11 protein-coding genes are annotated in these 14,243 nt (G+C 43.9%); 7 read left to right on the forward strand and 4 right to left on the reverse strand.

The genetic code is table 11. The annotated features are described in order from the left end of the window. Positions 1–3: 3 nt before the first annotated feature. From nuoJ to nuoN, 5 genes are read left to right on the forward strand one after another with little or no spacing between them, the layout of a single operon-like run. Complete coding sequence (gene nuoJ / locus AACS90_RS19155; protein WP_099121155.1) at positions 4–531, forward strand: NADH-quinone oxidoreductase subunit J; 528 nt, start codon at positions 4–6, stop codon at positions 529–531. Beyond that, positions 531–833 carry an NADH-quinone oxidoreductase subunit NuoK gene (nuoK, locus tag AACS90_RS19160; RefSeq protein WP_086956183.1) on the forward strand — a complete coding sequence of 101 codons (303 nt, stop codon included), beginning with the start codon at positions 531–533 and terminating at the stop codon, positions 831–833. Before nuoJ ends, nuoK begins: the two co-directional genes overlap by 1 nt. Next, positions 830–2,677, forward strand: coding sequence for an NADH-quinone oxidoreductase subunit L (gene nuoL / locus AACS90_RS19165; protein ID WP_099121156.1), 1,848 nt, complete (start codon positions 830–832; stop codon positions 2,675–2,677). Before nuoK ends, nuoL begins: the two co-directional genes overlap by 4 nt. Before the next feature lie 19 nt (positions 2,678–2,696). Next, positions 2,697–4,217 carry an NADH-quinone oxidoreductase subunit M gene (gene nuoM, locus AACS90_RS19170; RefSeq protein ID WP_099121157.1) on the forward strand — a complete coding sequence of 507 codons (1,521 nt, stop codon included), beginning with the start codon at positions 2,697–2,699 and terminating at the stop codon, positions 4,215–4,217. Positions 4,218–4,223: 6 nt separating this feature from the next. After that, entirely contained in the window at positions 4,224–5,681 is a 1,458-nt protein-coding gene (gene nuoN, locus AACS90_RS19175) for an NADH-quinone oxidoreductase subunit NuoN (protein ID WP_099121158.1), read from the forward strand. A gap of 58 nt (positions 5,682–5,739) precedes the next feature. On the opposite strand, the gene AACS90_RS19180 is transcribed toward nuoN, so the two are convergent. The 3 genes from AACS90_RS19180 to AACS90_RS19190 all read right to left on the reverse strand — a co-directional run bounded on the left by AACS90_RS19180 (position 5,740) and on the right by AACS90_RS19190 (position 9,220). Beyond that, positions 5,740–6,099, reverse strand: a complete 360-nt coding sequence (locus tag AACS90_RS19180) for a hypothetical protein (RefSeq protein ID WP_099121159.1) — start codon at positions 6,097–6,099, stop codon at positions 5,740–5,742. A 109-nt stretch (positions 6,100–6,208) separates the two neighbouring features. Next, complete coding sequence (locus tag AACS90_RS19185; protein ID WP_099121160.1) at positions 6,209–7,588, reverse strand: MFS transporter; 1,380 nt, start codon at positions 7,586–7,588, stop codon at positions 6,209–6,211. A 129-nt stretch (positions 7,589–7,717) separates the two neighbouring features. After that, positions 7,718–9,220, reverse strand: a complete 1,503-nt coding sequence (locus AACS90_RS19190; RefSeq protein ID WP_099121161.1) for an 8-oxoguanine deaminase — start codon at positions 9,218–9,220, stop codon at positions 7,718–7,720. Between the two features lie 527 nt (positions 9,221–9,747). Here AACS90_RS19190 and AACS90_RS19195 point away from each other — a divergent pair. Further along, a complete protein-coding gene (locus AACS90_RS19195) occupies positions 9,748–10,911 on the forward strand; it encodes a PrpF domain-containing protein (protein ID WP_193757151.1) in 1,164 nt (387 codons plus the stop codon). A 51-nt stretch (positions 10,912–10,962) separates the two neighbouring features. Here the strand turns inward: AACS90_RS19195 and AACS90_RS19200 are convergent, their stop codons facing one another. Beyond that, positions 10,963–11,733 carry an SDR family oxidoreductase gene (locus tag AACS90_RS19200; RefSeq protein WP_099121163.1) on the reverse strand — a complete coding sequence of 257 codons (771 nt, stop codon included), beginning with the start codon at positions 11,731–11,733 and terminating at the stop codon, positions 10,963–10,965. 355 nt (positions 11,734–12,088) lie between these two features. Here AACS90_RS19200 and AACS90_RS19205 point away from each other — a divergent pair, with 355 nt between their 5' ends. Continuing rightward, on the forward strand, positions 12,089–14,083 hold the full coding sequence (locus AACS90_RS19205) for a BCCT family transporter (RefSeq protein ID WP_099121164.1): 1,995 nt from the start codon (positions 12,089–12,091) through the stop codon (positions 14,081–14,083). Positions 14,084–14,243: the final 160 nt, after the last annotated feature.

The following is a 14,243-nucleotide window of genomic DNA, read 5'->3' on the forward strand; positions in this document are numbered from 1 at the left end:
TTCATGGAATTTGCATTTTATATCGCAGGGTTGATTGCCATTCTGGCAACACTCAGGGTAATAACGCACACCAATCCCGTACATGCGTTGCTGTACCTGATTATTTCCCTGCTGGCGCTTTCAGTCGTGTTCTTTTCTCTGGGCGCTTATTTTGCCGGTGCGCTGGAAATCATCGTTTATGCCGGGGCGATCATGGTGTTGTTCGTCTTTGTTGTGATGATGCTGAACCTTGGTAAATCAGTCGCTGATCAGGAAAGACAATGGCTGAAGCCGAGAGCCTGGATTGGGCCTGTAATCCTTTCGTCCATTTTACTGGTTATCCTGATCTTTGCTATTCACAGCCTGCCTGAAGCTGCAATCAGTGGCGAAGTGGTCAGTGCCAAAGAAGTGGGTATCAGTCTGTTCGGTCCTTACGTACTGGCAGTAGAGCTGGCATCCCTGTTATTACTGGCTGGGCTGGTGGTGGCTTACCACGTTGGTCGTGAAAGTCGTCAGGGTGAAGTACTCAGCAATCGTGTGGAGGACCAATAATGATACCTTTGGAACATGGTCTGATTCTGGCGGCTATTCTGTTTGCATTGGGTTTCACTTGCCTGATTATCCGTCGTAATCTGCTATTTATGCTGATCGGGCTGGAAATCATGATCAATGCTTCAGCGCTGGCATTTATTGTTGCCGGTAGCTATTGGCTCCAGCCTGATGGTCAGGTGATGTACATTCTGGCCATTACACTGGCAGCTGCCGAGGCGAGTATCGGTCTGGCTCTGTTACTACAGCTGTACCGTCGTCGCCAGAACCTGAATATTGATATAGTCAGTGAGATGCGCGGATGAACTTACTCTATTTAACAATTCTGTTGCCACTGCTGGGATTTTTGCTGCTGGCATTCTCCCGCGGCCGCTGGTCTGAAAATCTGTCAGCGACCGTTGGAATCGGTTCTGTCGGGCTGGCCGCATTGGTTACTCTTTGGGTCGGGATGGATTTCCATACTCAGAATGAAGCTGGTGGGTTTGTCTATAGCCAGACATTGTGGAACTGGATGAGCGTAGACAGCTTCAGTATTCCGGTCAATCTGGTATTGGATGGCCTGTCATTAACCATGCTGAGTGTAGTCACCGGTGTCGGTTTTCTGATCCACACTTATGCTTCATGGTATATGCGTGGTGAAGAAGGTTATTCCCGTTTCTTCGCTTATACCAACCTGTTTATCGCCAGTATGGTGGTTCTGGTTCTGGCAGATAACATGCTGCTGATGTACCTCGGTTGGGAAGGGGTAGGGCTGTGCAGTTACCTTCTGATTGGCTTTTATTACAAAACGCCAGCCAACGGTGCAGCGGCAATGAAAGCCTTTATCGTAACCCGTGTGGGTGACGTATTCCTTGCCATCGGTATGTTTATCCTCTACGACCAACTGGGTACGCTGAGCTTCCGCGAACTGGCGGTACTGGCACCGCAGCATATTGAAGCCGGTTCTACAGCAATCACATGGGCAACCCTGATGATTCTGGGTGGTGCAGTAGGTAAATCTGCTCAGTTGCCATTACAGACATGGCTGGCAGATGCGATGGCTGGCCCGACACCGGTTTCTGCTCTGATCCACGCAGCAACGATGGTAACAGCCGGTGTCTATCTGATCGCCCGCAGCCACTCTCTGTTCCTGATGGCGCCAGATATTCTGCATCTGGTGGGTATTATTGGTGCTGTTACCCTGTTGCTGGCGGGGTTTGCGGCACTGGTACAGACGGACATCAAGCGTGTACTTGCTTATTCCACCATGAGCCAGATTGGTTACATGTTTCTGGCGTTGGGCGTACAGGCATGGGATGCGGCGATTTTCCATCTGATGACTCATGCCTTCTTCAAGGCTCTGCTGTTCCTTGCTTCCGGTTCGGTCATTCTTGCCTGTCATCATGAGCAGAACATCTTCAAAATGGGTGGCCTGAGCAAACGTATTCCGTTTGTTTATCTCTGCTTCCTGGTGGGTGGTTCGGCCTTGTCTGCCCTGCCGTTGCTGACAGCAGGCTTTTACAGTAAAGACGAAATCCTGTGGGGCGCGCTGGCAAATGGTCATATGAACCTGATGCTGGCAGGTCTGATAGGTGCATTGATGACCTCTCTGTATACCTTCCGCATGATCTTCATTGTGTTCCACGGGAAAGAAAATACCAAAGCGCATTCAGTTAAAGGTATTACCCATACGCTGCCGTTGTCAGTGCTGCTGGTACTGTCCACATTTGTTGGTGCTTTGATTGAACAACCGCTGACAGGTGTTCTGCCGGGTAATGGTGCGCAAGGGCATGATGGCAAGATGACGCTGGAGATTGTTTCCGGTGTGGTTGCTGTGCTGGGTATTTTGCTGGCTGCCGCGTTGTACCTTGGTAAACGTAGTTTGGTCAATGCAATTGCCAACAGTGCTCCGGGGCGTTTCTTCTCAACATGGTGGTTCCATGCCTGGGGTTTTGATGCTCTGTATGACTGGGTATTTGTGAAACCATTCAAAGGTATTACACAACTGTTACGGAATGATCCTCTGAACTCACTGATGAATATCCCTGCAATATTGTCACGCTGGGGCAATAAGGGACTTGGTTTGAGTGAGAACGGACAGGTTCGTTGGTACGCTACCTCTATAGGGTTGGGTGCAGTGCTGGTTTTAGCTCTGCTGCTTTTGGTTTAATTAAGGGACACATTGCGCCATGCTACTACCTTGGCTAATTCTTCTGCCCTTCATCGGAGGCCTGCTGTGTTGGCAGGCAGAGCGCTTCGGCACCCGTGTGCCGCGTTGGATAGCGTCTCTTGCGATGGGGCTGACTCTGCTGCTTTCTCTGTACCTCTGGATGCAGGGAGGCTATACGCTGACCAACCCACAAGGCATTCCACAGTGGCAATCAGAATTTCTGATGCCGTGGATACCGCGCTTTGGCATCTCCATTCATTTGGCTTTGGATGGTCTGTCACTCTTGATGGTAGTCCTGACTGCGCTGCTGGGTTTAATGGCGATTCTCTGTTCGTGGAACGAAAACCAGCCGTATCAGGGTTTCTTCCATCTGAACCTGCTGTGGATCCTCGGTGGCGTGATGGGAGTCTTCCTTGCCATTGACCTGTTCCTGTTCTTCTTCTTCTGGGAAGTGATGCTGGTTCCGATGTACTTCCTGATTGCACTTTGGGGTCACAGAGGATCACAGGGCAAAACCCGTATTACGGCAGCGACGAAATTCTTCATTTATACTCAGGCCAGCGGTCTGGTGATGCTGATTTCAATTCTGGCACTGGCATTCATTTACCACGATGCAACCGGTGAGTGGTCATTCAGCTATGAAAAACTGCTGGATACCCCGATGTCACATACTGTTCAGTATCTGCTGATGCTGGGATTCTTCATCGCGTTCGCTGTGAAAATGCCTGTTGTACCTTTGCATGGTTGGTTGCCGGACGCTCACAGTCAGGCACCAACGGCAGGTTCTGTTGACCTCGCGGGGATTTTGTTGAAAACAGCGGCATATGGCTTGTTGCGTTTTGGTTTGCCTCTGTTTCCTCAGGCTTCTGCGGAATTTGCACCAATCGCGATGTGGCTGGGTGTCATTGGTATCTTCTACGGTGCATGGATGGCTTTCAGCCAGACCGATATCAAACGTCTGATTGCTTACACCAGTGTTTCGCATATGGGCTTCGTTTTGATAGCTATCTATACCGGCAGCCAACTGGCTTATCAGGGTGCCGTTATCCAGATGATTGCCCACGGCTTGTCAGCGGCCGGGCTGTTTATTCTATGTGGTCAGCTCTATGAACGCCTGCATACCCGTGATTTGCGTCAGATGGGTGGCCTATGGGGACGAATTCAGCTGTTGCCGGCCATATCTCTGTTCTTTGCGGTAGCGACATTAGGTATGCCGGGCACCGGTAACTTTGTGGGTGAGTTTATGATCCTGTTCGGCAGTTTCGGTAAATTTACCCTGATTACTACGGTATCTGTCTTTGGTCTGGTTTTCGCCTCCGTATATGCTCTGTACCTGATGCAGAAAGCTCACTATGGTACGCCAAAATCTGATGAACCATTGCCACGGATGGATGCACGAGAAATTTCCATTTTGCTGCTGCTGGGTGCCCTGCTGGTTATTCTTGGTGTTTATCCACAACCGATTCTTGATACTTCGGCAGCGGCAATGAGCAACATCCAGAATTGGTATTCAGCTTCACTTTTAACTACAAGGCCGTAATTTGCCATGACAATAACTTCTGAACAATTGATCGCACTGTTGCCGCTATTAATCGTCGGATTGACGGTGGTGGTTGTGATGCTGTCCATTGCATGGCGACGCGATCATTTCACCAACGTTACCCTGACGGTAATTGGCCTGAATCTGGCACTGCTTTCTCTCTATTTTGTCGGGCAACAGGAACCGATGGATGTCACTCCGTTGCTCCATGTGGATCGCTTTGCCATGTTCTATACAGCACTGGTGCTGATTGCGAGCCTTGCGACGACGACATTTGCCTATTCGTGGCTGGAAAATTATCCCGATAACAAAGAAGAGTTTTACCTGCTGGTGTTGATTGCAGCTGTTGGCGGTATTCTGCTCTCTGCAGCTAATCACATGGCATCGTTGTTTATCGGTATTGAGTTAATCACTCTGCCGCTGTTTGGTCTGATTGGTTATGCATTCCGTCAGAAACGCTCACTGGAAGCGAGTATCAAATATATGCTGTTGTCTGCGGCGGCATCCTCGTTCCTGTTGTTCGGTATTGCTCTGCTGTATGCTGAATCAGGCGATTTGTCCTTCGCATCACTGGGCAGAAGCCTGAGCGACAGCAAACTTCATGAGCCGCTGATTCTGGCAGGGCTGGGAATGATGATTGTCGGGCTGGGCTTCAAACTTTCCCTCGTTCCTTTCCAGCTTTGGACACCGGATGTTTATCAGGGTGCGCCAGCACCGGTATCGACCTTTCTGGCAACGGCGAGTAAAGTGGCAATCTTTGCTGTTGTGATGCGCTTGTTTGTACAGGCACCTGTCACAGACAGTGAAACTCTGCGTATTGTACTCACGGTGATTGCAATAGCCTCAATCCTGTTTGGTAACCTGCTGGCACTGACACAGAGTAATATCAAGCGTCTGCTCGGTTATTCATCCATTGCACATCTGGGATATTTGCTGGTGGTCTTGATAGCCATTAAAGATCATAAACTAGCAGAAGAAACAGCCGGGGTTTATCTGGCTGGTTATCTGCTCGCCAGCATTGGCGCATTTGGCGTGGTCAGCCTGATGTCCAGCCCATACAGAGGCCCAGATGCGGAATCACTGTTCTCCTACCGTGGTTTGTTCTGGCACAGGCCAATTTTATCCGCTGTCATGACTATTATGATGCTGTCACTGGCAGGTATACCGCTGACATTTGGTTTTATCGGTAAATTCTATGTTATCGCAACAGGTGTTGAAGCCAGACTGTGGTGGTTGACTGGCGCGGTAGTATTGGGAAGTGCGATTGGCCTTTACTTCTACCTGCGTGTGATGGTGAGTTTATACCTGCCAGCACCAAAAGCACTGAACCGTGATACCCCAAGAAACTGGGCCCGAACTTCTGGTGGTATTGTCGTGTTACTCACTGCGTTACTGGTCCTGCTCCTCGGTGTCTGGCCACAGCCACTGATTGAGATCGTCCAGCAGGCGAAAAGCGTGATGTAGGGTTTACTCTCAAGCAATGATATAAAGCCCCGGTTATGATTGACCGGGGCTTTTGAGTTTATTGGGTTGCAGCAGCTTGTTCGAAAAGATAACCAATGCAACCGATAAGAGTCAGGGGTAAGAAAATTAACAATATTATCCAGCAAATCTGATAAAAGGGATGCCTGTTTCCCCAGTTTGTCATTTCACGCATCCTTTTTTCCTGAAGTTGAGCGGATAATTTACGAAATATCCGTATATATATGAAGCTATAAACAGGCCAGATAATAAGAATAAGTTTAGCTAATTCTTTCCCTCCAATAGTGCCAAGTACCACCGGAATAGCAAAAAATCCCAAGACCGCACGATTATCTAATCGTTTTAAGGCATCATAAATTTTCTGGTCATGCTTTTTGATTTTATATCTGGATAACTTCATCACAATATCCGTCAGTGATTTTGGCGAAAAGTTTTATAGCATGTTTTATCAAAATTCTCTTTTTACAACAAGATACCCATAAATATGACAGCGTAATCATAGTCATTCACTATTTATGAACTCTGAGAATACTCGCTAAACAAGATAATACCGATATAAAGCAAGCTGTTCCAAATACATAGATTATAAAATGCTGACCTAAACTGTCTGATGTTTCTTTTAGAAGTACAATAATCATTGCAACTAATGCTGCTCCAATAGATTGTCCGGCAGTACGTGCAGTGGATAGAACCCCTGATGCAGTGACCGTTCTTTTCTTTTCTACATTGGAAAACATTTCCTTGTTATTAGGTGGCAAAAAAAGACCATACCCAATACCACATATTGCAATACGCCAAAGACAATCAAATATTGTTAGATTCTCTGGTAGTCCAGCTAGTAATGCCAACCCGATGCAAAGGCAGGCAATTCCTGCTGTTGAAATTTGTGTTGGATTAAACCTGTTGGAAAGCTTTCCTGCAATTGGTGCACAGATAGCTACTGCCACAGGCCATGGTGTGAAAATAAGTGCAGATTCAAGTGCACTATATGAATAGGTATGTTGCAAGGCAAATGGTAGAGCAACTAAAGCCATGCCTTGTGATATAAACATTATCATTGAAGATAATACTGCAAATGAATATTTTTTTGATTTGAATATATCAAGTGGTAGTAGTGGGTTCTTTGATCTTTTTTGTATAGTAATAAATATTACGAATAAAATTAATGAGGATATGATACCCAATATAATGATAGGGTTATTACTCTTACCTATATTATTAACTGATATAACAAGAAGACCAAAAGCAATTGCAGATATTGTAGAGCCGATAAAATCGAAGCCTTTTTTATTAGATTTATCAAATCCTAAATGCTTCAATGAAAAAAATATTGCTAGGATACCTAAAGGAATATTTATGTAGAATAGCCATTGCCATGATAAATAAGAGATGATCATTCCACCTAATGAAGGGCCAGTAGCTGTACCAACAGCAAATGCTAACGCATTAAACCCAAATATAGTTCCAATTGAATGTGGTGGAAATATAATACGATATAAACCCAAACCAACACTAATCATTATTGCATAACTAATGCCTTGTATAATTCTCATAGAGATGAGTATAGGAAAAGTGTGTGATACTCCACATCCAAATGAGGATAGAGTGAATAAGATCATACCTATTGTGTAAAAACGACGTTCTCCTATTAATGATCCTAGAGAAGCACAAATCAGCATTGTAGCTGCGCTGGCTACTTGGTAGCTATTAGTTATCCAAATGGCAGAAGCCGGATCGATTTTTAATGAACGAGAAATAGAAGGTAGGGATATATTGATGATAGAACTATCCAGAGATGCCATAAATACGCCGATCAGAATAGCAGCGGCCGCAAAATAACGCTGTGGAGTGGGAAATCCTTGTTCTATTGATTCAGTCACTGTCAGCATACCTATTACTTTATATGGTTTGGAGTTTATTATCTCATATAACAATGGATGAAATATCAACGTACCAATACCCCGCAGAGAGTTTTATTAACAGCTCGAAAAATTACGTATTTACATGACTTTTTTGGTTTAACCCTCAACCAGTTGGTAGGCAAGGCGATTATGCTGTTCAATAATGACAGGGACGTCCACGGTAGTCACTTTACCGTCTTCGACTACGATGCGGCCGTTGATGATGTTGTACGCTACTTTACCCGGATTACAGAACACCAGCGCTGAGACCGGATCGTGCTGTGCGCCTGCAAGGCCAATGCCTTTGAGGCTAAACACAGCAATATCTGCCATCATGCCCGGAGCCAGAGCGCCTATATCATCACGGTTGAGGTTTTTTGCGCCCCCAAGTGTTGCGATTTCCAGCGCTTCACGAGCAGTTAGTGCTTCCGGGCCGAAACCTACACGTTGTAATAGCAGCGCCTGACGCACTTCTGCCATCATATCTGAACTGTCGTTAGAGGCGGAGCCATCGACTCCCAGTCCCACATGCATTCCGGCATCCAGCATATGCCGCACTGGTGCGATACCGGAACCCAGACGCATGTTGGAACAAGGGCAGTGTGCTACGCCGGTGCCGGTACGGGCAAACAGCTTTATGCCGTAGTCGTCGAGTTTCACACAATGTGCGTGCCACACATCGTGACCAACCCACTCAAGATCTTCCACATACTGAGCCGGGGTTTTGTTGAAGTTTTTTTTGCTGTAATCGATATCACTGATGTTTTCTGCCAAGTGGGTATGCAGTGAAACGCCGTGCGCCCGGGCAAGTTTTGCTGATTCACGCATTAATACTTCACTTACTGCAAACGGAGCGCAAGGTGCAACTACGATGCGGATCATCGCACCGCGCTTTGCGTCATGGAACTGCTCAATCACACGCTGGGTGTCTTTCAGGATAAATTTCTCATTCTCAACAAGGGAGTCTGGTGGCAGACCACCCTGTTTTTTACCCATACTCATGCTACCGCGGCAAGCGTGAAAACGCATTCCCATTTCTTGTGCTGCTTCAATACTGTGATCAAGCTTGATGCCGTTCGAGTAGATATACTGGTGATCGCTGGAAGTGGTACAGCCAGAAAGCATCAATTCAGCCATCGCCGTTTTGGTTGCCACTTTCATCATCTCCGGAGTCAGTTTTTCCCAGATCGGATACAGTGCGGTCAACCAGGTAAACAGCTCGCCGTCCTGTGCCGATGGCACGACGCGGGTCAGGCTCTGGTACATATGATGGTGAGTATTAATCAGGCCCGGAATAACGATATACCCTTTGAGATCGATAACTCTATCGGCTGTCTGTGGTACTTCGCTTTCCATCCCGACAGCAATAATGTTATTTCCCTTAATAAAGACGCAGCCTCTTTTAATTTCACGCCTGTCTTTATCCATAGTCACAACCATGTCCGCGTTTTTCAGCAATAGCGTTTTTCCGACTGTTGGTATCGCATCGGGGGATTTATCTCCGATGAAATATGACACCAGTCTTTCTTTTGCAGAGGCGGGAAGTGTTGTGAATAAGGGAACCAGCAGCGGGGCTTTTACTAATAGGCGACGTAGTTGGTCAGGTTCTTTATCCTTCATGACTACTCCTAATTTTAATAAGAGACAATAAATCTTATTGTTTAATAGTGAGATGCATATTCTTCTTATTTTAAAAATCAAACTTTGGTTGGGGAGTTTGTTATTCCTATATTCTATCACTCAAGATACATTGAGCTGTATATCATGTTTTTCAATAATCATACAACAATAAATTCGATGTTTTTAAATGGTTTTGATTTTATTGAAATATTTACTGTGAAAGTCGTTAATTTCATCAATGGTGTTTTTTTTATAAGATGTGTTTTTTAGCCATGTGCTTAACTCACTAAATATTAAATTGTTATCTGGTGTTATATGCATTTATATTTATTGCATGTTGTTTCATTGAGGTTTTGTTTATTGTTAATGCAATATGATTTTCAATTTATTGATGGCTTTGCTATTTTTTCATCATTCAAGGTTTAAATAATTAATTAAATTGAAAATGATGTCATGCAATTTTATTGCAATCCCACGTTTTTATGATTTTCAGGCCATGGTTTCAATTTATTGATAGTGATAGCTTTATGAAAAAACGATCTATTCCAATTAAAATTCCACTCTATTATGTCAGAGGCGGGACTTCTACAGGTGTGGTTGTATTACAGAAATATTTGCCAGAAAAAATAGAATTAAAGGAAGAGATTCTTAGGCACATAATGGGTGTTCCTTTGCTAGGTACCGTTAAAGACAATACCCAATCACATGGATTAGGCCGAAGAGTGATTACCAGCAACAAAGTATTTATCATTGATATAGATGGTAAATCTAAAAAAGTTATTAGTACGTTTGCCCAGCTTGAAAAAGATAGCAATACGGTATCATGGGAAGTTAATTGTGGAAATATGACTTCATCAATACCATTGGTGATAAGAGGTTTACCTGAAGAGAAATTGCTAATGCCTGATGGCAGGCTAAATATTTATAACACTAATACGCGTAAAAATATTTTATGTTCAATGGCTAATGTGTCTCCTGAATATCAATTAACATCTATCCCCGGTGTTATTGGGGATTTCCCGGAAGTTCATGTTTTATTTGAGTTTCCAGCCTGTTCAAAAACATCATCGATTTTCCCTACAGGGAATTTAATTGATATATTTAATAATATTCCTCTTACTTGTATCGATGTTGTTGTACCCATGATCGTTATCAATGCAAAAGATTTAGGGATCACTGGTTATGAAAGTGTCAAGGAAATTGAAAATAATACATTATTACAAGAAAAAATTTTGGCAATAAGATCAGGGATGGGGAGCAAAATGGGAATTATTAAACATGATGGGAAATTAATGGATGAGGATGATTTAAAAAAATCTATAACTCAGCCCAAAATAGCGATTATTGCTCCTCCTGTAAATGGAGGTGATATCAGCATCAGATATCTTACTCCCAAAAATGTTCATTCATCGGTTGCTGTTTCGGGTGGTTGTTGTTTAGCTGCTGCTAATTGTTTTTCTGGAACTATTGCCAGTGATATCCATTATTCCCGAAACGGTAGTGATGATAATCTTACGGTACGTATTGAACATCTATCGGGAATATCTGAATTCAGTATTATTCTTGATGGTGAAAATATAGCGTATGCAGGTGCTCAAAGAAATGCCCAAATTTTAATGGAAGGTGAATTTTTTATTTACAATCCGAGTAATGAATTAGAAAGAGTAATGAGAAATATGTGTTACGGTTGATGAATTATCATCAACCGTAGAAGAATATGAATAATAAATTATTCTGAGCGACTATAACTGTTTCATATCTTCAAAAGTCGGTCCCTGAAAATAAATTGCACTGACATGGCAACTGCGGGGCTGGGTCAGAACAAACCGTATGGATTCCCATACCGAACGGCCATTCAACATTTGTTTACCCATTGTTGTGTGATCATCCAGAACTTCATCAAACCCATTAAGTTCAAAGTCGGGAGGGTATATCCCTGTAACGCGAATATTATCTTTACCTAACTGGTGTGAAATCGTGTTGCAGAAACCACTCATAGCATGTTTGGCTGCAAAAAAAGCCGGATGGGCGACAGAGCGGGTGAAGTTTGGGATACCACAAACTGATACCATCGCAATAATATCAGCTCCCTGAGACTGTCGCAGGCTTGGTAATAGCATTTTGGTCAATAACATGGAACCTGTCGCACCAGAATTTATCGTGCTGATAATATCTTCATCACTATTATTCTCACTCAGCTCACCCTCCAGCCATTGCGCAGCACTTAATATCAATATATCGATGGGCTTACTGTCCTGTAGTAACTGATCGGCAAAATCGCGTACTGATTGTGCATCACTGATATCGCACTGATAGCTTCTTGCGACTCCTCCTTCATTCTGAATAATTTCACAGGTCGCTTCAGCATTTTTTAATTGGCGAACACAGAGATCAACATGGGCACCTTCCCGTGCCAGCCAGACAGAAATAGCCTGCCCAAAATCACGTCCACCACCTGTAACTACAACTCGCTTGCCTTTTAACCCATTTGGTCTGTTTAACGCGTTTAACATGATGTTAACTTCCTTATGTTAGTTATTAACCTGAATGAGAAATCGTTGCACTATCAGTTAAATACTATTAATGAATTACACGAAAAATGAGGTTAATGTTTTTTGTTTTTAACTTATTAGCTATTGATGTTATTAATTTGTTAATGCCATTTTTTGTATAACTCTCTATAAGTACAGTTGGTCTGATTTTTATGTTAAGGTGATCATGAACGTAAAAATTGAGTGAATTATGTACACAAAATGTTTGCGTGATGCGTAACTCCTGATGGGGTTATTTAATTTTATTAAAATTTCGACAAAATTTTTTTGAATGATATAGGAGATAGTGTCGGACACTAATTTTTGAAGGATGAGTATGAGTCAAGATAATACTGGACAGGTAGAAACGAAAACTTACATTAACCCACCAGTCTTTTTCTTCTCGGCATTTTTGATCATTGCATTGGTCGCATTTGCTGGTTTGAAACCAGAGCTTGCCGATAGGTGGTTTAAATCTTTGCAGCAAGACTTGTTTGTTAATGCTAGTTGGTTTTATATCCTTGCCGTTGCGTTGATTTTACTTTCAGTGACCTATCTGGGGTTATCCAGATACGGCAATATCAAGCTTGGCCCCGATCATGCTGAACCCGATTTCAGTTATTTTTCCTGGTTTGCCATGTTATTTTCTGCGGGTATGGGTATCGGGCTGATGTTCTTTGGTGTTGCTGAGCCGGTGATGCACTATCTGTCACCACCGGTGGGTACTCCTGAAAGTATTGCGGCAGCTAAACAGGCTATGCAATTAACTTTCTTCCACTGGGGACTACATGCCTGGGCGATCTATGCCATTGTGGCTTTAATTCTGGCATTTTTTAGTTATCGTCATGGATTGCCTTTAACCCTGCGTTCAGCGCTGTACCCGATTATCGGCGATAAAATTTATGGACCGATTGGTCACACGGTAGATATTTTTGCCGTTATCGGGACGGTATTTGGTGTTGCGACATCTCTTGGATACGGCGTTCTTCAGGTAAATGCAGGCCTTAACCATCTATTTGGCCTGCCTATTAATGAAACGGTACAAGTTATACTGATCATTGCGATCACTGCTCTGGCGACTATTTCTGTTGTTTCCGGTCTGGATAAAGGCATCCGGATTTTATCCGAAGTGAATTTAGGTCTGGCTGTGCTTTTGCTTGTGTTGGTTGTTGCCTTGGGACCAACTGTACTGTTGCTGAAATCCTTTGTGGAAAACACCGGTGGATACTTTTCTGAAATTGTTAGCAAAACATTTAACTTGTATGCCTATGAACCTAAGTCCAGTAACTGGTTGGGGGGATGGACATTACTGTATTGGGGATGGTGGTTATCCTGGTCTCCGTTTGTTGGAATGTTTATCGCCAGAGTTTCCCGGGGGCGGACAATCAGGGAATTTGTAACTGGTGTTCTGTTTGTACCCAGTGGTTTTACCCTGATGTGGATGACGGCATTCGGTAATAGCGCTATTGATCTGATTGCCAATAAAGGGGCCAAAGAATTAGCTAATGTCGTACAGACAGATGTTTCTCTGGCCCTGTTTAATTTCCTGGAATATTTCCCTCTGCCGACTGTTTTATCATTTATTGCAATGGTGATGGTGGTGATGTTTTTTGTCACCTCAGCAGATTCGGGGGCAATGGTAGTTGATACACTGGCATCCGGTGGTGCTCATCATACACCTGTCTGGCAAAGAATTTTCTGGGCGGGATTAATGGGCGTTGTGGCTATTTCCCTACTGGTTGCAGGAGGATTATCGGCTCTGCAAACGGTAACCATTGCCAGCGCGCTTCCTTTTTCAATTGTGTTATTAATTTCGATATATGGCTTGCTTAAAGCATTGCGGATTGATGCCTATAAGAAAGATAGCCAGCAGATGACGACGATAGCGCCTACGGCCAGCCGTAACCCGATACCGTGGCAGCGTAGGTTAAGAAATATTGTCTATTATCCTAAGCGATCACAGGTAAAACGTTTTATGAGCGAAGTTATCCAGCAGTCAATGAGTATGGTTGCCGGAGAGCTGGAAAAACAAAATAAAACAGTTTTGATTAATGATGAAGCTGAAGATCGCATTCATCTGGAAGTAGACTTTGGTGAAAATATCAGCTTCGTTTATGAAGTACGTTTACGGGGTTATATTCAGCCTGCATTTGCTCTTGCCGGTCTGGAAGATGAAGAAAAAATTGAAGAGCAAAAATATTATCGTGCGGAGGTTTACCTCAAAGAGGGCGGTCAGGATTATGACCTGATGGGATGGACGCAGGAGCAGATCATCCACGATATTTTGGATCAATACGAAAAACACATTCACTTTTTGCATTTAGTCCGTTAGCCGATAATGATTATTCGTTAACATAACCCGCTAATCCCCGAATCTAAAATTCGGGGATTTTTTGTATATAGAAAACCCCCTGCTAGGCAGGGGGTTCCGTAGAGCTTTCAGCGATGAGGCAGCTATAAAAACCCCTTTTGATTTGTTAAAACACCTTGCG

Origin of the sequence: Xenorhabdus sp. KK7.4 (assembly GCF_963876465.1) — a bacterium.
In the GTDB taxonomy this organism is placed as follows: Bacteria; Pseudomonadota; Gammaproteobacteria; order Enterobacterales; family Enterobacteriaceae; genus Xenorhabdus; species Xenorhabdus stockiae.

Coding starts and splice junctions, on each gene's coding strand:
- nuoJ (WP_099121155.1), top strand. CDS start 4: ATGGAATTTGCATTTTATATCGCAGGGTTGATTGCCATTCTGGCAACA.
- nuoK (WP_086956183.1), top strand. CDS start 531: ATGATACCTTTGGAACATGGTCTGATTCTGGCGGCTATTCTGTTTGCA.
- nuoL (WP_099121156.1), top strand. CDS start 830: ATGAACTTACTCTATTTAACAATTCTGTTGCCACTGCTGGGATTTTTG.
- nuoM (WP_099121157.1), top strand. CDS start 2,697: ATGCTACTACCTTGGCTAATTCTTCTGCCCTTCATCGGAGGCCTGCTG.
- nuoN (WP_099121158.1), top strand. CDS start 4,224: ATGACAATAACTTCTGAACAATTGATCGCACTGTTGCCGCTATTAATC.
- AACS90_RS19180 (WP_099121159.1), bottom strand. CDS start 6,099: ATGAAGTTATCCAGATATAAAATCAAAAAGCATGACCAGAAAATTTAT.
- AACS90_RS19185 (WP_099121160.1), bottom strand. CDS start 7,588: ATGCTGACAGTGACTGAATCAATAGAACAAGGATTTCCCACTCCACAG.
- AACS90_RS19190 (WP_099121161.1), bottom strand. CDS start 9,220: ATGAAGGATAAAGAACCTGACCAACTACGTCGCCTATTAGTAAAAGCC.
- AACS90_RS19195 (WP_193757151.1), top strand. CDS start 9,748: ATGAAAAAACGATCTATTCCAATTAAAATTCCACTCTATTATGTCAGA.
- AACS90_RS19200 (WP_099121163.1), bottom strand. CDS start 11,733: ATGTTAAACGCGTTAAACAGACCAAATGGGTTAAAAGGCAAGCGAGTT.
- AACS90_RS19205 (WP_099121164.1), top strand. CDS start 12,089: ATGAGTCAAGATAATACTGGACAGGTAGAAACGAAAACTTACATTAAC.